The sequence below is a fragment of the Streptomyces sp. NBC_01341 genome, assembly GCF_035946055.1.
GTDB lineage: Bacteria > Actinomycetota > Actinomycetes > Streptomycetales > Streptomycetaceae > Streptomyces.
This window is the reverse complement of record NZ_CP108364.1, coordinates 5,151,952-5,168,070: the sequence shown is the minus strand read 5'-3', so window position 1 is coordinate 5,168,070 and position 16,119 is coordinate 5,151,952. Positions and strand designations below refer to the sequence as shown.

The following is a 16,119-nucleotide window of genomic DNA, read 5'->3' as shown; positions in this document are numbered from 1 at the left end:
TGTTTCATGACCGGTACCAGCAGACGCACCGTTCTGGCGGCCACGGCCGCCGCCGGACTGGCGGTGGCGGCGGGCTCTCCGGCCGCCCACGCCACGTCCGGGGGACGCACCCCGTCCAGGGAGCACTTCGGCACGCTCGCCGACGGGACGAAGGTGTACCGCTGGACCCTCGCCAACGGCGGGACCCGGCTGAAGGTCCTCTCGTGGGGCGGTGTCGTCCAGTCCCTGGAGACACCCGACCGCAGGGGACGCACGGCGAACATCGCGCTGGGCTTCGGCGGCCTGCCGGACTACGTGGCGAAGTCGCCCTACTTCGGCGGCCTCATAGGCCGGTACGGCAACCGCATCGCCGAGGGACGCTTCACCCTCGACGGGGTCACCCACCAACTCCCTCTCAACGACGGCCCCAACAGCCTCCACGGCGGCGACCAGGGCTTCGACAAGCGGATCTGGCACATCGAGCCCTTCACCTCGCGAGGTGAGGTCGGGCTGGTCCTGACCCGGACCAGCCCGGACGGCGAGGCCGGCTATCCGGGCGCGCTCGCCGTCCGTGTCGTCTACGCCCTCACCTCCCGGGGCGAGTGGCGCATCGACTACACGGCCACGACGGACCGGGCGACCGTCCTCAACCTGACCAGCCACACCTATTTCAATCTGGGCGGCGAGGGCAGCGGCAGCGTCGACGGGCATCTGCTGGAGCTCGCGGCGGCGCGCTACACACCGGTGGGCGCGACCCTCATCCCGACGGGCGAACTCGCCCCGGTGGCACGGACGCCCTTCGATTTCCGGCGGGCCCGCGCCATCGGCGACGCCGTCCGCACCCCGCACGAACAGATCGGTCACGGGCAGGGGGTCGACCACAACTTCGTGCTGGACAAGGGGATCACGTCCCGCCCGGAGTACGCGCTGACGGTGACCGACCCCGGTTCGGGACGCGTCATGAGGATGTACACGACCGAGCCGGGCATGCAGGTCTATACCGGCAACTTCCTCGACGGCACGCTCACCGGGACCTCGGGGCGGGTCTACCGGCAGGGCGACGCGTTCTGCCTGGAGTCCCAGCACTTCCCCGACTCACCCAACCAGCCGTCGTTCCCCTCGACGGTACTGCGCCCCGGCGGGACCTACCGGTCCACGACCGTGCACGCCTTCTCGGCGCGCTGACCGCGTTCGGGGCGCGCGCCTCGGGAGTCGCGGTCACGGCCGAGGGCCGCACCCCGCTTCGGAGCGGGGTGCGGCCCTCGGACACGTACGACCGGGCTTGTCCGGTCAGGCGACGGACAGCTCGACCTTGATGTTGCCGCGGGTGGCGTTCGAGTACGGGCACACCTGGTGCGCCTTCTCGACGAGCGCCTGGGCGGTGGCCCTGTCGACGTTCGGGATGGAGGCGCTGATCGCGACCTCCAGGCCGAAGCCTCCGGCCTCCGTCTTGCCGATGGAGACCGAGGCGGTCACCGTCGAACCCGAGATGTCGGCCTTCTCGTTGCGGGCGACGACGCCGAGCGCACCCTGGAAGCAGGCGCTGTAGCCGGCCGCGAAGAGCTGCTCGGGGTTGGTGCCCGCGCCGCTGCCGCCCATCGCCTTCGGCGGGTTGACGACGACGTCGAGGTTGCCGTCGTCGGAGGAGACGCGGCCGTCACGGCCGTTCTCCGCTGTGGCGACGGCGGTGTAGGCCACGTCTATGTGCTGGATGGTCATAACGGTGATTCCTCCTGCTGATGCGCCGCGACTCGCGCCCACGACCGCGACGGCCTGGACCGAGCCTAACGGGTGACGGTCCGGGGCGGTCAGGCGTCCAGCGAGACGATCATCTTTCCGGTGTTCTCGCCCCGCAGCAGGCCGACGAACGCGTCGTAGGCGTTCTCGATGCCCTGGACCTTCGTCTCGTTGTACTTGAGCTCGCCGGAGGCGAGCCAGCCGGCCACGTCCTGGACGAACTGCGGCTGGAGCGCCGCGTGGTCGCCCACGAGCATGCCCTGCAGGCGCAGGCGCTTGCCGATGACGAGGGCGAGGTTGCGCGGGCCCGGGGTGGGCTCCGTGGCGTTGTACTGCGCGATCATCCCGCAGATGGTGGCGCGGCCGTGCACGTTGAGCGAGGAGATCGCGGCTTCCAGGTGGTCACCGCCGACGTTGTCGAAGTAGACGTCGATGCCGTCGGGCGCGGCCTCGGCGAGCTGCTCCCTGACGGGGCCGTTCTTGTAGTTGAAGGCGGCGTCGAAGCCGTACTCCTCGACGAGGAGCTTGACCTTCTCGTCGGAGCCGGCCGAACCGATGACCTTGGACGCGCCCTTGATCTTCGCCATCTGCCCGACCTGGCTGCCGACCGCTCCGGCCGCGCCGGAGACGAAGACGGCGTCCCCCTCCTTGAAGGAGGCGACGTCGAACAGGCCGGCGTAGGCGGTGAGGCCGGTCATGCCGAGCACACCGAGGTAGGCGGACAGGGGGGCCAGGGAGGCGTCGACCTTGACCGCGTGCTTGGCGGGGACGTCGGCGTACTCGCGCCAGCCGAGGCCGTGCAGGACGTGGTCGCCGACGGCGAAGCCCTCGGCGTTCGACGCCACGACCTCGCCGACCGCGCCACCTTCCATGGGGTGGTCGAGCTTGAAGGGCGGGGTGTACGACTTCACGTCGTTCATGCGGCCGCGCATGTAGGGGTCGACGGAGAAGTGCAGGTTGCGGACGAGGACGCGGCCCTCGCCGGGAGCGGTCACCGGCGCCTCACGCAGCGCGAAGTCCTTGGCCTCGGGCCAGCCGTGCGGACGGGCGACGAGGTGCCATTCACGGCTTGACGTGGGAAGTGCTGCAGACATGGGCTCGGGTTCTCCTCGATGTCGTACGGTGCGGGAAGCCGAAGAAGCTTCAGGACATGAAACAACCATGCGTCGTGATATTTCACCTTGTCAAGTAATTCGGTACGCTGGGTGTCATGGCCACCTCGCACACGGACCCCGTGACCCTCGATGTCATCCAGCTCATCGGCGGCGTCGTGGCGCGCTATCACGAGGAGTACGACCGGGCTGCCGCCGCACACGCCCTCACCGGCGCGCAGGCGCGGGTGCTCGGGCTGCTCTCGCTGGAGCCGATGCCCATGCGCAAGGTCGCCCGGAAGCTGAAGTGCGAACCGTCCAACATCACCGGGATAGTCGACCGGCTGGAGCTCCGGGGCCTGGTCGAGCGGCGGCCGGACCCGGCCGACCGGCGGGTGAAGCTCGCCGCACCGACCGAGGAGGGCGTCCGGACGGCCGCTCAGCTGCGGGACGCCCTGGACTTCGCCCGGGAGCCGCTCGCCGAGCTGTCGGAGACGGAGCGGACCGTCCTGCGCGACCTGCTGCGCAGGATGCTCGGCGAGGAGACCGCCTGAGGCCGGGATGCCTCAGACGCACCACCAGAGCCACGGCGTGCACGTCTCGGAGGGGGACGGAGTGGGCGTGGGGTCGTCGCTGGGCGCCGGGCTCGTCGGCTCCGCCGTCGGCCCCGTGGAGTGCGAGGGGTCCGAGGGCCCCTCGGTACCTGCGGGCCCGTCCGGATCGGACGACGAGGCGGACGGGGACGGGCTCCCGGGGCGGGTGGCCGAAGCGGAAGCCCCCGGCGTCGCGGAGCCGTCGCCCCCGTCCCCGTCCTTGCCCTCGGTTTCGCCGGAGCGGGAGGCGGTCACCGGGACGACGGTGGGCGCGTCCACCGGCCCGGCGTCGTCCGGCTCCACTCCGGAGGACGCCACTGGTGCGCTCCCGGTGGCCGTGTCCGTGGCCTCGCTGACGTATTCCGCCGCGCCGCTGTCGCCGCCGGGCTCGATGGCGAGCTCGGCAAGGCTCAGGGCGCCGACGGCCAGCACGACTCCGGTGGCCGTCAGCAGCAGCGTGCGTCCGCGACGGCGGTGACCACGGCGTCCCCGGCGGCGCGGGGGGACTTCCGGGGCACGACGGCGGTGTCCGGTGGCCTCGGAGGCAGCGGAGGTCTCTCGCGCGGGCCCTTCGTCGCGGCCGGGACGGGCCGGGGCCGCGGAGACCGCGTAAGGGGCCAGCGCGTCGGCGGGTGTCCCGCAACCGGCACAGGCCAGAGCCCCGTTGAGGTGCCGTTGGCACGGGTGGCAGTAATCCATCGCGCCCGCAGACTAAACGCGTGGGGAACGGCACAGGAAGCCGCACAGGTGAGGATCCTGTGTGGAATCCCGAAGTCCGGGGCACGCCGTCCGATACGCGTGACACGCGGCAGGATGGGCCCCATGACCGCTCCCGCCCCGTTCGGGCCGCTCCAGTTCCAGCTCGTCCTGCTGCGCCGCATGGCCGACCACCGGCCCGGCCTCGTCGAGGACGCGCGCATCGAACTGGGGGCCTCCCTGGCCGAGATGCGGGAGGCGAACCGCCGCTGGCAGGCCATGCTGCACGCCCCGCGCGGCCGGGGCGCGCTGCGTCGCTACCGCTCGGTGCTGGGCGAGCCCGAGACGTCCGTGCGCCGCACCGTCGGCGACCTGGAGTGCGACGCTCTGCTGTGGCCGCTGCCCCTCTGGCCGGACCTGCGGTTCGAGGTGATGGCGGGCCCCGGCGGGGCCGTGTGGAACGAGTGGCTGGTGCGCGCGCCCGGTGTGCCGGGACCCGAGCTGAGCGGCGCCGCGGACCTGCTCCCGTGGTCCTGCACGGTCGACGAGGTGGCCAGGGCCTTCGCCCCCGTCAGACCCATGGAGGGCAGTGCACCGACTCGCTGGGCCCTGTCCTTCACCGACCCGGCCGACGGCCGGCCGCAGGTCGCCGAGTTCACCTGGGGGCTGTTCCAGCGTCTGCTTCCGGGCCGGTCCTGACACCTGTCGTGCCGTCAGCTCCTGGTCCCCCCTACGGCTCACCCAGCGCGCGCCGGGCCCCCGGCGGCGCGACGATGCCAGGAGAGCCGGCTGCCGCCGGTGCCCCCGCCAGCGCTCTCGGGAGACCCTGCCGTGACCGTCAGTCTCGATCAGTTGCGCCGTTGCCATGTCGCCGTCGATCTCGGGGCCGCGAGGACCCGTGTGTACATCAAGGGAGTGGGGCTCGTCGTGGACGAGCCCAGTGTCGCCGCCGTGAACACGCGCACCGGCTCGCTGATCGCCGTCGGTGCCCTGGCCGAGCAGATGACCGGCCGTACCCCCGCGTACATCCGGGTGGCCCGCCCGGTGTCGGGCGGCACCGTCGTGGACATCGACATGGCCCAGCGCATGCTGCGCCATCTCCTCGGCGAGAAGCTCCGCCGCCAGCTGCGCCGCAAGCCCCGGCTGCGGGCCGCCGCGTGCACCCCGCACGACGCCGATCCGCTGGCCCAGCGTGCGACCGTCGAGACCCTCGTCGGGCTCGGGGCGCGGCGCGTCGAGCTGGTCGACACCCTGATCGCGGCCGCCGTCGGCTGCGGGCTCCCCGTCGAGCAGCCGACCGCCACCATGATCATGGTCTGCGGGGCCGCCACGACCCAGATCGCGGTGCTCTCGCTCGGCTCGATCGTGACGGCCGTACGCATCCCCATCGGCGGGGAGGCCATCGACCACGCGGTGATCCAGCACCTGCGCCAGCACCACGAGCTGATGCTGCCCAGCCAGTCCGTGCGTCCCCTCCAGCTGGCGCTCCGGGGCAACGGCCTCACGCTCAACGGGCCGGCGATGACCGAGATCCACGGCCGGGACGTGGCCACCGGCCTGGCCCGCTCGGTGCAGGTCGACACCGCCGCCGTACGCCAGGCGATCCACACCCCGCTCACCGCGGTGCTCGACGGACTGGGCAAGGTGCTGCGCGACTGCCCGCCCGACCTGGTGGCCGACATCGCGGACTCCGGGATCATGATGGTCGGCGGCAGTGCCCTGCTGCCGGGCCTCGACCAGATGCTGCGCGAGGCGACGGGCGTGCCGGTGCACATCGCGGAGCGGCCCGACGTGTGTTCGGTGCTCGGGCTCGGTGCGATGCTGGACGGCATGGTCCAGCCGCTGGTCCTCGCTCCGATCGCCGGCTGAGAACCGCGGGACTCGCCGGTGGCGGAGACGGGGCTCGACCTGCGGACCACTCTCCAGCACATCGTGGACACCGCGACGGCGCTGGCCGGGGCGCGTCACGGCGCCCTGGCCCTCCTCGACCGGGAGGACCGCCACGTCACGGACCTGTTCACCAGCGGCATGACCGACGCCGAACGCCTGGCCGCGGGTCCGCTCCTCGACGGCCGGACCGGATTCCTCGGGGTCCTCGTCGACGACGCCCAGGCGGTACGGGTCGACGACCTGCCGCCCCGCCCCGCCTCCGACGGTCCGCCGCACCCGGTGCGCTCCTTCCTCGGGGCCCCGGTCCGGGTGCGCTCCGACGTGCTCGGCAGCCTGTGCCTCACCGCGGAGGAGCCCGGGCGGTTCTCCGACACCGATCTGGCACTGCTGAGACTGCTCGCCTCCCAGGCCGCCGCCGCGATCGGCGGCGCCCACCTCTACCGGGCGGCCCGGCAGCGGGAGCGCTGGATCGAAGGGGCCGCCGCCGTCACCCGGGCGCTGCTGACGGGCGCCGGTACGACCGACGCCCTGACCACGGTCGCCGAGCGGGCCCGGGTGCTGGCCGGTGCGGCGGCCGGGGTGATCCTCCAGCCGACCGACGACGGCGGGATGGAGATCGTCGCCGCCTCCACCCTCGACGATCCCGCGGGCCTCGTCGGTACCGCCATCGCGCCGGGCTCCCCCGTCCTCGTCCAGCTGCTGAGCGGCGAGGAGGTCTTCATCGACGACTCGGCGACGGACCCCCGCATGACGACCCCGGTACGTTCGCGGTTCGGCCCCAGCATGATGCTGCCGCTGCAGAGCGGTGGGCGGCTCATCGGAACGCTCGCCCTGCCCCGGCGCAGGGGCGGGCTTCCGTACACGGACATGGACCGGCTGCTGGCCTCGCAGTTCGCCTCCCAGGCCGCGCTGGCCCTGGTGATGGCGGACGCGCAGCACTACCGGGAGCAGCTGGCGGTCTACGAGGACCGTGACCGCATCGCCCGTGACCTGCACGATCTCGTCGTACAGCGGTTGTTCGCGACGGAGATGATGCTGGAGTCGACCCGTCGCAAGGACCTCGAGGGCGACGCGGAGACCGCCGAACTGCTCACCAGGGCCGTCGACGAGCTGGACTCCACCATCCAGGAGGTCAGGACGGCGATCTTCGCGCTCCAGCAGCCGCCGGCCGAGGCCCCCGCCACTTTCCGGGGCCGGGTGCTGCGTGAGACCGGTGGCGCCGCGGCGGTGCTCGGCTTCCAGCCGTCGGTGCACTTCGCGGGTGCGGTGGACACCCTGGTCGTGGAGCCGGTGGCCGGCCGGCTGCTCGACGTCCTGCGCGGGGCACTGGCGACCGCGCACCGCCGGGCGGCCGTGTCGGCCATCGAGGTGGAGGTCGACGCGACGGCGCGTCAGCCCGACGGGCGCGCGGCGGTGCGGCTGGTGGTGGCGGACGACGGGCGCGGCGAGGACGGCGCACGGTCACCCACCGTCATTTGGCAGGTGCCGCTCTGAGCGCGATGCGGGTGCTGGAGTGGGCGACGCCCGCGTCCTTCTTCAGCCGGCGCAGCAGGGCGTCCAGCGAACCGGGGTCGGCTGCCGTGGCGCGTACCAGGTAGTCGTGGCCTCCCGTCACGTGCACCACCTCGGTGATGCCGGGCAGGGTGAGCACCGCGCGTTCGAACTCCTCGTTGGTCGTGTCGAGGCGCAGGGACACGTCGATGAAGACGACGAGACCCGAGCGGGTGTCGGCGGCCGGGTCGACGATGACGGTGAAGCCGCGGATGACCCCGTCGCGCCGCATACGGCGCACACGGTCGCCCGCCGCGTTGGCGCTGAGCCCCACGCGTACACCCAGATCGCGGTACGAGATCCGGGCGTCCTCCTGGAGGATTCCCAGGATCTCTCTGTCCAGCCGGTCCATGGACACGAGTGTGGCAGCCGGGGACCGGAAGCGACCGCCGAACGGTGCCCGGGCCAGCCGTCGGGGCTCCTTGGCCCTAGGGGCGTCTACGCCGGAGGGGCTTACCCGAATGGCCCAGTCCACCGCGCCCCACCGGCGGGTCCGCCCTTGGCACGCGGTGTGGACAACCATCGGCGAGGCCCCTACCCGGACCGGCCCGGGCCGGTCCACCGCCGCGTAGTGCCCGGCTCCAGGGACGGTCCAGCGCCTACCGCCTAGGCTGCACCGGGTGACCTCTCTTCTGCCCGCGCTGAGCGGAGCGTCCCGCAGGCCGGACTCCCCCGAGGCTGTCCGGTTCGGGGAACACGTCCTGACCTACGCACAGTTGGACGAGGCCTCCGCCTCCCTGGCCGCCCGGATCGCGGGTGCGGAGCGGGTCGCCGTCTGGGCCACCCCGACGCCGGAGACCGTGGTCGCCGTGGTGGCGGCCCTGCGCGCCGGGGTGCCCGCCGTCCCGCTCAACCCGAGGACGGGCGAGCGGGAACTCGCGCACATCGTCGCCGACAGCGCGCCCCGGTGGGTGCTGGCCGGGGCTGACGACGAACTGCCGCCCGCGCTCAGCGGCACGGAGCGGCTGGACGTCGAGTTGGCCGGGACGGCCGACGGGCGCGGGGAGCCGGCTCCCCCCGAACCCTCCGCCGACTCCCCCGCCCTGGTCGTCTACACCTCGGGCACGACCGGCCCGCCCAAGGGCGCCGTCCTGCCGCGCCGGGCGATCGCCGCCTCGCTGGACGCGCTGGAGGACGCCTGGCAGTGGACGGGTGAGGACGTCCTGGTCCACGCCCTGCCGCTGTTCCATGTGCACGGTCTGATCCTGGGTGTCCTCGGCCCGCTGCGCCGGGGCGGTTCCGTACGCCACCTGGGCCGGTTCTCCCCGGAGGGGGTGGCACGCGAGCTGCTGTCCGGGGGCACGATGCTGTTCGGGGTGCCCACGATGTACCACCGGCTGGCCGGCGCGCTGGAGGACCCCGCGGTCTCCGCCGGCCTCCGGAAGGCCCTGGCGGGTGCCCGGCTGCTGGTCTCCGGCTCGGCGGCGCTGCCTGTCCACGACCAGGAGCGGATCGCGTCGGCCACCGGCCGCCGGGTCATCGAGCGGTACGGGATGACGGAGACCCTGATGAACACCGGGGTGCGCGCGGACGGCGTACCGCGTGCCGGGACGGTCGGCCCGCCGCTCCCGGGGGTGGACCTCAGGATCGTCGAGGAGGACGGCAGCGTGATCGAGGACCCCGCCGCCATCGGCGAGATCCAGGTGCGCGGCCCGAACCTCTTCACCTGCTATCTGAACCGGCCGGACGCCACGGCGGCCGCCTTCACCGGGGACGGCTTCTTCCGCACGGGCGACATGGCCACCGTCGACCCCGACGGATACGTGCGGATCGTCGGGCGCAAGGCCACCGACCTGATCAAGAGCGGCGGCTACAAGATCGGGGCGGGCGAGATCGAGAACGCCCTGCTGGAGCATCCCGGTGTGCGGGAAGCGGCAGTCACCGGGGAGCCGGACGCGGATCTCGGCGAGCGGATCGTCGCCTGGGTGGTGCCGGCCGACCCCGGGTCACCGCCGGGGGCGGCGGAGCTGGCGGACCACGTGGCGAATCTGCTGGCCCCGCACAAACGCCCGCGAGTGGTGCACCAACTCGACGCGCTGCCCCGCAACGAGCTGGGCAAGATCATGAAGAGATCGCTCGGTGTCTGACACCCACGGCGACGGCCGCATGTCCGCCCGGGACGCCCTCGCCGCCGTCGCCGAGCGCTTCACCGAGCACCACCCGGACCCCCGCCCGGCGGCCCCGGACGGACCGCTCGGCTGGTCCGGCTACGCCGAGTCCAGGGCGCGTGCGGTCGAGAGGACCGGCGAGGAGGAGTCCGTCGTGTACGGGACCGCCGAGGTCGGCGACCGGGAATGCGTCCTGGTCTCCTTCGAATTCGGCTTCCTGGGCGGCTCGTTGGGCGGTCGGACCGGAGACCGGCTGGAGGCGGCCTACGCGCTGGCGCGGGAGCGGCGCCTCCCCCTCGTCTCGCTCGTCGCGACCGGGGGCAGCCGGATGCAGGAGGGCATGATCGCGCTGATACAGCTGCAGCGCGTGGCCCGGGCCTCCACTGCGCTGAGGGCTGCGGGACTGCCGCAGATCGCGGTGCTGCGGGACCCGACGACCGGGGGCGGCTGGGCGACCGTCGGTGCGGGCGCGGACGTGGTCCTGGCCCTGCCCGGGGCGCAGATCGGATTCGCGGGCTCCCGGGTGCGCCCTGCCGACGCCGATCCGTACGCGTACACCGCCGAGGGGCAGTTAGCGGCGGGGGCGGTCGACGCCGTCGTCGCGCCGGACGAACTCCCCGGGGTGCTGAACCGCTGGCTGACGGTGCTGACCGTGCCGGCCCCGGCCGGGGCGGCCCCCGTCCCCCGCGCGCTGTCGGCCACCGCGCTGCCCTCGACCGGCTGGGACGCGGTGGAGCAGGCGCGTTCCGCCGGCCGCCCGCGGGCCGGGGCCTATCTGGACGCCTACTTCGCGTACCGGCTGCCGCTGACCGGCGACCGTTGCGGGGGAAGAGACCCCGGTCTGCTCGCCGGCGTCGGCCTGCACGACGGGCGACCGGTGGCGTACGTCGCCCAGTGCGGCACGGCGACCCGCCCGGCGGGCTACCGCACGGCGGCCCGGGTCGTCCGGCTCGCGGACCGGCTCGGCCTGCCGGTGCTGACGCTCGTGGACACGCCGGGCGCGGCCAACGACGCCGAGGCCGAACGGGCGGGCGCCGGTGCGGCCATCGCCGACGCCTTCGCCGCGGTGGCAGCGGCCGAGGTGCCCGTGACCACGCTCGTGATCGGCGAGGGCGGCTCGGGTGGTGCACTGGCCCTGGCCGCTCCGGGCAACACCCACGTCACCTCGGACAGCTACTTCTCGGTGATCGCGCCGGAACTGGCGGCGGCGATCCTCAAGCGCGGCCCCGACGAGGTGCGGTCCACCGCCGACCAGTTGCGGCTGCGCCCCCAGGACCTGGTGGACCTCGGGGTGGCGCGCTCGGTCGTCGGCCCGGCAGGCGCCTGACGTCCCTGCGACGCGACGGCGCCCGGGGGCGGCCCGCACGCCGGCCGAACGGCTGCTGGCCAAGGGCTGTCCCGTCATCCCTGGCGGGCGCACGACGACAGCTAGGCACCTCGCCGCGTTGTCGGAACGCCCGAATACATCCAGTACGCGGACGTCGCTCCGCCTTGCGATGCACCGCATCCGACGCCGCGCGCTGATCCACCGGGAATGACGGGACAGCCCTTAGCGTGACGGGAAGGAACCATCCACCGAGTGAAGAAAGGTCCGAGTCATGGCCGCAGAAACCGAGGGCACTCCGTGCTGGGCCGACGGGACGTTCGGCGACCTCGAGGGGGCGAAGCGCTTCTACGGTGAGCTCCTGGGATGGTCGTACGGCGACTCGATGCCCGAGTACGGCAACTACACGCAGGCCTACGCCGACGGCAAGGCGGTCGCCGCCCTGTCGCCGCCCATGCCCGGCCAGGAGGTGCCGTCCGCCTGGTGTCTGTACCTCGCCACGCAGGACGCCGCCGCCGTCACCGGGAGGATCCGCGAACACGGCGGCCAGGTGCTGGTGGAACCCATGCAGGTGGGTGACTTCGGGACGATGGTGCTCGCCCTCGACCCCGGCGGGACGCCGTTCGGGGTGTGGCAGAAGGGCACCCATCAGGGGTTCGAGGCCCAGGCTGTGCCCGGTGCCTACTGCTGGGCCGAGGTCTACACCCGCGAGCCGGAGAAGGCGGACGCCTTCTTCTCCGCCGTCTTCGGATACGGCGTGAAGCACCTGGAGGACGACGCCGTCGACTTCTCGCTCTACGACCTGGGCGCGGACCCGGTGCTGGGCAGGATGGGGATGACCGAGGACTTCCCGCCCCAGGTGCCGGCCCACATGAACGTCTACTTCACCGTCGCCGACTGCGACGCCGCGGTGGAGAAGGCGAAGTCGCTCGGTGCGGAGCTCCGGTTCGGCCCGATGACGATCCCGTTCGGCCGGTTCGCCACCCTGACGGACCCGCAGGGCGCGGTGTTCTCGATGATCGACGTCACGACGACCGCGGGCGAGATGCCGAAGGTCTCGTAGGCACGCTGACGGGGCCCCGGGGCAGGGGCAGGCCCGGTCGTCACGACGACGCTCGCGCCCCTGCCCCCTCGTCCCCGCCTGCCCCTGCCGCCGCACCTGCCCCCGCCCCTGCCACCAGCGCGCGCAGGCGGGGTGCGACCTCCTCGCCCACCCGGTACGCCTCCTCCAGGTGGGGGTAGCCGGAGAGGATGAACTCGTCGATGCCGAGGCGGTGGTACGCGAAGAGCCGCTGGGCGACCTCGTCGTGCGAACCGACGAGTGCCGTGCCCGCCCCCTCCCGTACGAGCCCTATGCCCGCCCAGAGGTTCGGGGCGACCTCCAGGTCCGTCGCGTCGGCGGATCCGCCGTGCAGCGCCGCCATCCGGGCCTGCCCGGTCGAGTCCATGCGGGCGAAGCGCTCCTGGCTGGCGCGTACGGCCTCCGGGTCGAAGCCCGCCAGGATCCGGTCCGCCTCCGCCCACGCCTCCGCGGCGGTGTCGCGGCTGATGACGTGCAGCCGGAGCCCGAAGCGCAGCGCCGGGGCGGTGGCACGCAGGCGGTCGATGCGCTGGGCGAGGGCGGCGGGCGGCTCGCCCCACAGGAGCTGTACGTCGGCGCGGCGGGCCGCGACCGCTTCGGCGGCCGGGGACGCACCCCCGAAGTAGAGGGGGACGGGGTGCTGGAGGGCCGGTTCGTGGAGCTGGGCGTCCTCGATCCGCAGGTGCTCACCGCTGTGGTCGACGCGCTCGCCCCGCAGGAGGTCCCGCAGGACGGCCATCACCTCGTCGGTGCGCGCGTAGCGCCGGTCGTGGTCCAGATCGTCTCCGTACGCGCGCTGCTCGGCCGGATCGCCGCCGGTGACGACGTTGAGACGGAGGCGCCCGCCGGCGAAGCGCCGGAAGGCGTCGGCCTGTTGGGCGACCAGCGTCGGGCTGGCCAGTCCGGCACGGAAGGCGACCAGGAACCCGATCCGGTCGGTGTGCTGGGCGAGGGCGGAGGTGAGGATCCACGGATCGACGCAGCCGAGCCCGACGGGGGTGAGCAGCGAGTGGAATCCCGCCTGCTCGGCAGCGCGCGCCACCTGCGTCAGATAGCCGACGTCGGCGGGACGGCGGGTCGCGGCGGACGTCCTGCCCTGCACGGCGGTGACCCCGCCGGGGTCGCGGCCGTCACCGCCCGTGGGCAGGAACCAGTGCAGCAGAAGCGGCTCTTCGGGCATGGGTCATCCTCGGGGGACGGCAGCGGGGAACTCACCACGGGCGTACGCATGCACAAGTGCAGCGGCAGGCCGGGAGGTCAGGGACGCGAAGGCGTCAGGGGCCGACGGCGAGGCCGGCCGGAGTGCCGGGTCAGCAACAGGTCTGACAGCGGCGGGAATCGGCCCGACACAGCATGGCCGAGACACGCAGGAGATCCACGTGACGACGCGGTACGAGGGCAGGGGCCATGCGGGCATCCTGGCGGCGCCATGGGCGTGACGACAAGCCCTGCCCGTATGCCGGACAGGCTCGTACCGGTGAATGGACGACGTGCGTCCTCAGGGCCGGGGGTCGAGCGCGTCGTACCGTGCGAAGCCGCGCCAGCGCAGCCCCAGCAGGCAGACCGTCAGGACACAGGCGAGTCCTCCCCCGGTCACGGCCACGACCGGCGACGTCAGATCGGCCACGGAACCGGCCATGAGGTCGCCGAGCCGCGGGCCGCCCGCCACGACGACGATGAACACGCCCTGCAGCCGGCCGCGCATCTCGTCGGGCACGGCCGCCTGGAGCATGGTGTTGCGGAAGACCATGGAGATGGAGTCCGCGCATCCGGCGAGGGCGAGCAGGACCAGACCCGGCCACAGCTGCCGGGTGAGCCCGAACACGGCGATGGCGGCGCCCCAGCAGGCCACCGATATCAGCACCGCGAGCCCGTGCCGGCGGATCCGGCTCAGCCATCCGGAGAAGACGCTGCCGAGCAGGGCACCGAACGCGGGCGCGGCGACCAGGAGTCCCGTGGTCCTGGCGTCGCCTCCGAACCACACGACGGCGACCACGGGGAACAGGGCGCGCGGCTGCGCCAGCACCATCGCGCTCAGGTCGCTGAAGAAGGTCATCCGCAGGTTGGGCCTGGTACCCAGGAAGCGCAGACCGTCCAGCACGGAGGCCCTCCCGGCCTTCCCCTGCTCCCCCTCCTTGCGGTCGGGCAGCATCGAGGGCAGCCGCCACATCGCGTACAGCGAGGCGGTGAAGGTGACGGCGTCGACGGTGTACGCCGCCCGGTAGCCCCACCAGCCGACGATGATGCCGCCGAGCATCGGTCCGGCGAGGCCGCCCGTGGTGGAGGTCATCGCGTTGAGCGCGTTGGCCGCCGGGAGCTGTCCGGCGGGGAGCAGCCGGGCGATCATCGAGCTGCGGGCCGGTGAGTTGAGCGCGAAGCAGACGGCCTGGAGCGCGACGACCGCGTAGAGCAGCCCGACGTGCTCGACCCCGGCGAAGGTCACGGCGGCCAGTGCGACGGAGAGCAGGAACGAACCGCCGGCACTGAACAGCCCCAGCTTGCGGCGGTCGACGGTATCGGCGACGGCCCCGCTGTACAGACCGAGGAGCACCAGGGGGACGAGCGAACAGAGACCGATCAGGCCGACGGAGAACGCGGATCCGGTGATGTCGTAGACCTGCAGGGACACGGCGAGCGCCGTCATGCCCTGCCCGATCCAGGACACGGTGTTCCCGAACCAGAGCCGCCGGTAGTCGGGGGAGGTCCGAAGGGGCGTCAGGTCGGCGAGTATGTGCGTGCGGGATACACGCGGTTCGGCTGTTTCGGTCACAAGGGATGGTAACGGCCCCTGTCCGGGGCACAGAGGGCGGACGTCCGGGGGCGGCGGACGGCACCGCCGCGAGCCCGGCGGGGAAGTGCTCCCGCACCTTTCCCGAGGGCCATTATCGGCGCCCGCCACAGGATTTCCCTTGAAGCGTCAAGGATGAAAGGATGGCGGCGAATACATCGACGCACACGGCCCCTTCGCCCGAAGTTTTCCTCACTCGAGGAGAGGCGGAGGGCGAGGCATTCGAGCACGCGCGGGATGGGCACACGGGGAATCGCGAAACCCGCTCCGCCGCAGGCCTCCGGGCCCCCGACCGGAGCCTCCCGGCCGAGGCTCAGGCGCGGGAGCCCTGGCGGCGAGCCGCACTCCCCCGCCCGACCTCGTGGGCGATTTCAGGACACTGAATCAATTCCAGCCAGACATTTGCCATTTCTGTGCAAATTCCGTGCACGCACCATCTTCCTTGCCCTGATAAATCTGCACATGCCCAAAACATATTTACTGGTCGGGTCGACGGCGCCGCACTAAGGTCAGCCGCGGACGTCGGGGGGATCACGGGCGTCCACCGCTCCATGGGGCGGTTCACGGGGGAAGGCGACACGCGGTTCACCGCGCCCTCCGCGGCATGCCCGCCAACGGCGACGGGTGCGCGCCGCGGACAGGCAGGTGCCCGCTCCTCACCGCATCGGTGGGTCGGCCGGCTCTCGCGAGGACTGGTCCGCTCATCGCCGGTCCGGGGGCTCGCGCCCGGCACGGGGCCGGCTCGCCCAGGAGAGACACATGAAGACCGCAGTTACCCGTTTCGCCACCATTTCCGCCGCCACCGTCGCGCTCGGCCTCATCCCGCTCGCCGGCACGTCCTACGCGGCGAGCTGCAGCGGCACCGGCTGTGACAACCAGGGACCCCGCGCGACCGGGTGCGAGACCGCCAGCGTGACCACCCAGCGCACGATCACCAACAACTCGCGCAAGGCCGAGCTCCGCTGGTCCGGCGGCTGTTCCGCCGCATGGGTGCGGGTCACCGACGACTCCGGCAACTCGATCTACAACTCGTTCGGCTACATCGAGAAGTACGACTCGGCCGGCAAGCTGATCCGCTCGCTGAACGTCGAGATCCCGCACAACGGCAGCGACTGGTCCAACATGCTCGGCGGTGCCTCCTACTACTACCGGGTCTGCGTCAAGTTCCAGGGCAACGAGTACCCCATGACCTGCAGCACCAAGTTCTGACCGGTCCTCAGACCTGCTGATCCCCGGGGGCCGCACGCGTCGCGGCCCCCGGGAGCCCCTGCACCATGCCCG

The 16,119-nt window shown here is 72.7% G+C and carries 15 protein-coding genes; 9 read left to right on the top strand and 6 right to left on the bottom strand.

Features of this window, described 5'->3' with window-relative positions:
- The first annotated feature begins 6 nt into the window (after window positions 1-6).
- Window positions 7-1,164 (top strand): aldose epimerase family protein, encoded by a 1,158-nt coding sequence (locus OG206_RS22680; RefSeq protein ID WP_327118946.1) that lies wholly within the window; start codon window positions 7-9, stop codon window positions 1,162-1,164.
- Between the two features lie 105 nt (window positions 1,165-1,269).
- Here the strand turns inward: OG206_RS22680 and OG206_RS22675 are convergent, their stop codons facing one another.
- Window positions 1,270-1,698 carry an organic hydroperoxide resistance protein gene (locus tag OG206_RS22675; protein ID WP_327118944.1) on the bottom strand — a complete coding sequence of 143 codons (429 nt, stop codon included), beginning with the start codon at window positions 1,696-1,698 and terminating at the stop codon, window positions 1,270-1,272.
- An 89-nt stretch (window positions 1,699-1,787) separates the two neighbouring features.
- Window positions 1,788-2,810 (bottom strand): NADP-dependent oxidoreductase, encoded by a 1,023-nt coding sequence (locus OG206_RS22670; protein WP_327118942.1) that lies wholly within the window; start codon window positions 2,808-2,810, stop codon window positions 1,788-1,790.
- Between the two features lie 116 nt (window positions 2,811-2,926).
- On the opposite strand from OG206_RS22670, the gene OG206_RS22665 reads away from it, so the two are divergent.
- Window positions 2,927-3,361, top strand: coding sequence for a MarR family winged helix-turn-helix transcriptional regulator (locus OG206_RS22665; RefSeq protein WP_327118940.1), 435 nt, complete (start codon window positions 2,927-2,929; stop codon window positions 3,359-3,361).
- A 12-nt stretch (window positions 3,362-3,373) separates the two neighbouring features.
- Here the strand turns inward: OG206_RS22665 and OG206_RS22660 are convergent, their stop codons facing one another.
- Entirely contained in the window at window positions 3,374-4,099 is a 726-nt protein-coding gene (locus tag OG206_RS22660; RefSeq protein WP_327118938.1) for an SCO2400 family protein, read from the bottom strand.
- A 123-nt stretch (window positions 4,100-4,222) separates the two neighbouring features.
- Between OG206_RS22660 and OG206_RS22655 the strand changes: the two genes are divergently transcribed.
- The 3 genes from OG206_RS22655 to OG206_RS22645 all read left to right on the top strand — a co-directional run bounded on the left by OG206_RS22655 (window position 4,223) and on the right by OG206_RS22645 (window position 7,480).
- Entirely contained in the window at window positions 4,223-4,795 is a 573-nt protein-coding gene (locus tag OG206_RS22655) for a hypothetical protein (RefSeq protein WP_327118936.1), read from the top strand.
- A gap of 132 nt (window positions 4,796-4,927) precedes the next feature.
- Window positions 4,928-5,965 (top strand): rod shape-determining protein, encoded by a 1,038-nt coding sequence (locus OG206_RS22650; protein WP_327118934.1) that lies wholly within the window; start codon window positions 4,928-4,930, stop codon window positions 5,963-5,965.
- 18 nt (window positions 5,966-5,983) lie between these two features.
- Window positions 5,984-7,480, top strand: a complete 1,497-nt coding sequence (locus OG206_RS22645; RefSeq protein WP_327118932.1) for a sensor histidine kinase — start codon at window positions 5,984-5,986, stop codon at window positions 7,478-7,480.
- Here OG206_RS22645 and OG206_RS22640 read toward each other — a convergent pair.
- The gene (locus OG206_RS22640; RefSeq protein WP_327118930.1) at window positions 7,458-7,889 is read right to left on the bottom strand and encodes an Lrp/AsnC family transcriptional regulator; all 432 of its coding nucleotides are present in this window, start codon (window positions 7,887-7,889) and stop codon (window positions 7,458-7,460) included. The genes OG206_RS22645 and OG206_RS22640 overlap by 23 nt on opposite strands.
- A gap of 268 nt (window positions 7,890-8,157) precedes the next feature.
- Here OG206_RS22640 and OG206_RS22635 point away from each other — a divergent pair, with 268 nt between their 5' ends.
- From OG206_RS22635 to OG206_RS22625, 3 genes are all read left to right on the top strand, one after another.
- Window positions 8,158-9,624 carry an acyl-CoA synthetase gene (locus OG206_RS22635; RefSeq protein ID WP_327118928.1) on the top strand — a complete coding sequence of 489 codons (1,467 nt, stop codon included), beginning with the start codon at window positions 8,158-8,160 and terminating at the stop codon, window positions 9,622-9,624.
- 19 nt (window positions 9,625-9,643) lie between these two features.
- The gene (locus tag OG206_RS22630; protein ID WP_327122364.1) at window positions 9,644-10,972 is read left to right on the top strand and encodes a carboxyl transferase domain-containing protein; all 1,329 of its coding nucleotides are present in this window, start codon (window positions 9,644-9,646) and stop codon (window positions 10,970-10,972) included.
- 271 nt (window positions 10,973-11,243) lie between these two features.
- A complete protein-coding gene (locus OG206_RS22625; protein ID WP_327118926.1) occupies window positions 11,244-12,032 on the top strand; it encodes a VOC family protein in 789 nt (262 codons plus the stop codon).
- A 40-nt stretch (window positions 12,033-12,072) separates the two neighbouring features.
- On the opposite strand, the gene OG206_RS22620 is transcribed toward OG206_RS22625, so the two are convergent.
- Complete coding sequence (locus OG206_RS22620) at window positions 12,073-13,230, bottom strand: LLM class flavin-dependent oxidoreductase (protein ID WP_327118924.1); 1,158 nt, start codon at window positions 13,228-13,230, stop codon at window positions 12,073-12,075.
- A 318-nt stretch (window positions 13,231-13,548) separates the two neighbouring features.
- Window positions 13,549-14,820 carry an MFS transporter gene (locus OG206_RS22615; RefSeq protein WP_327118922.1) on the bottom strand — a complete coding sequence of 424 codons (1,272 nt, stop codon included), beginning with the start codon at window positions 14,818-14,820 and terminating at the stop codon, window positions 13,549-13,551.
- A 777-nt stretch (window positions 14,821-15,597) separates the two neighbouring features.
- Between OG206_RS22615 and OG206_RS22610 the strand changes: the two genes are divergently transcribed.
- Window positions 15,598-16,047 carry a DUF2690 domain-containing protein gene (locus OG206_RS22610; RefSeq protein ID WP_327118920.1) on the top strand — a complete coding sequence of 150 codons (450 nt, stop codon included), beginning with the start codon at window positions 15,598-15,600 and terminating at the stop codon, window positions 16,045-16,047.
- Window positions 16,048-16,119: the final 72 nt, after the last annotated feature.

What these genes read in the sequence shown, in the direction of transcription:
- OG206_RS22675 (WP_327118944.1), bottom strand. Translation starts at nt 1,698, where the DNA reads ATGACCATCCAGCACATAGACGTGGCCTACACCGCCGTCGCCACAGCG.
- OG206_RS22660 (WP_327118938.1), bottom strand. Translation starts at nt 4,099, where the DNA reads ATGGATTACTGCCACCCGTGCCAACGGCACCTCAACGGGGCTCTGGCC.
- OG206_RS22680 (WP_327118946.1), top strand. Translation starts at nt 7, where the DNA reads ATGACCGGTACCAGCAGACGCACCGTTCTGGCGGCCACGGCCGCCGCC.
- OG206_RS22655 (WP_327118936.1), top strand. Translation starts at nt 4,223, where the DNA reads ATGACCGCTCCCGCCCCGTTCGGGCCGCTCCAGTTCCAGCTCGTCCTG.
- OG206_RS22670 (WP_327118942.1), bottom strand. Translation starts at nt 2,810, where the DNA reads ATGTCTGCAGCACTTCCCACGTCAAGCCGTGAATGGCACCTCGTCGCC.
- OG206_RS22665 (WP_327118940.1), top strand. Translation starts at nt 2,927, where the DNA reads ATGGCCACCTCGCACACGGACCCCGTGACCCTCGATGTCATCCAGCTC.
- OG206_RS22625 (WP_327118926.1), top strand. Translation starts at nt 11,244, where the DNA reads ATGGCCGCAGAAACCGAGGGCACTCCGTGCTGGGCCGACGGGACGTTC.
- OG206_RS22620 (WP_327118924.1), bottom strand. Translation starts at nt 13,230, where the DNA reads ATGCCCGAAGAGCCGCTTCTGCTGCACTGGTTCCTGCCCACGGGCGGT.
- OG206_RS22640 (WP_327118930.1), bottom strand. Translation starts at nt 7,889, where the DNA reads ATGGACCGGCTGGACAGAGAGATCCTGGGAATCCTCCAGGAGGACGCC.
- OG206_RS22610 (WP_327118920.1), top strand. Translation starts at nt 15,598, where the DNA reads ATGAAGACCGCAGTTACCCGTTTCGCCACCATTTCCGCCGCCACCGTC.
- OG206_RS22630 (WP_327122364.1), top strand. Translation starts at nt 9,644, where the DNA reads ATGTCCGCCCGGGACGCCCTCGCCGCCGTCGCCGAGCGCTTCACCGAG.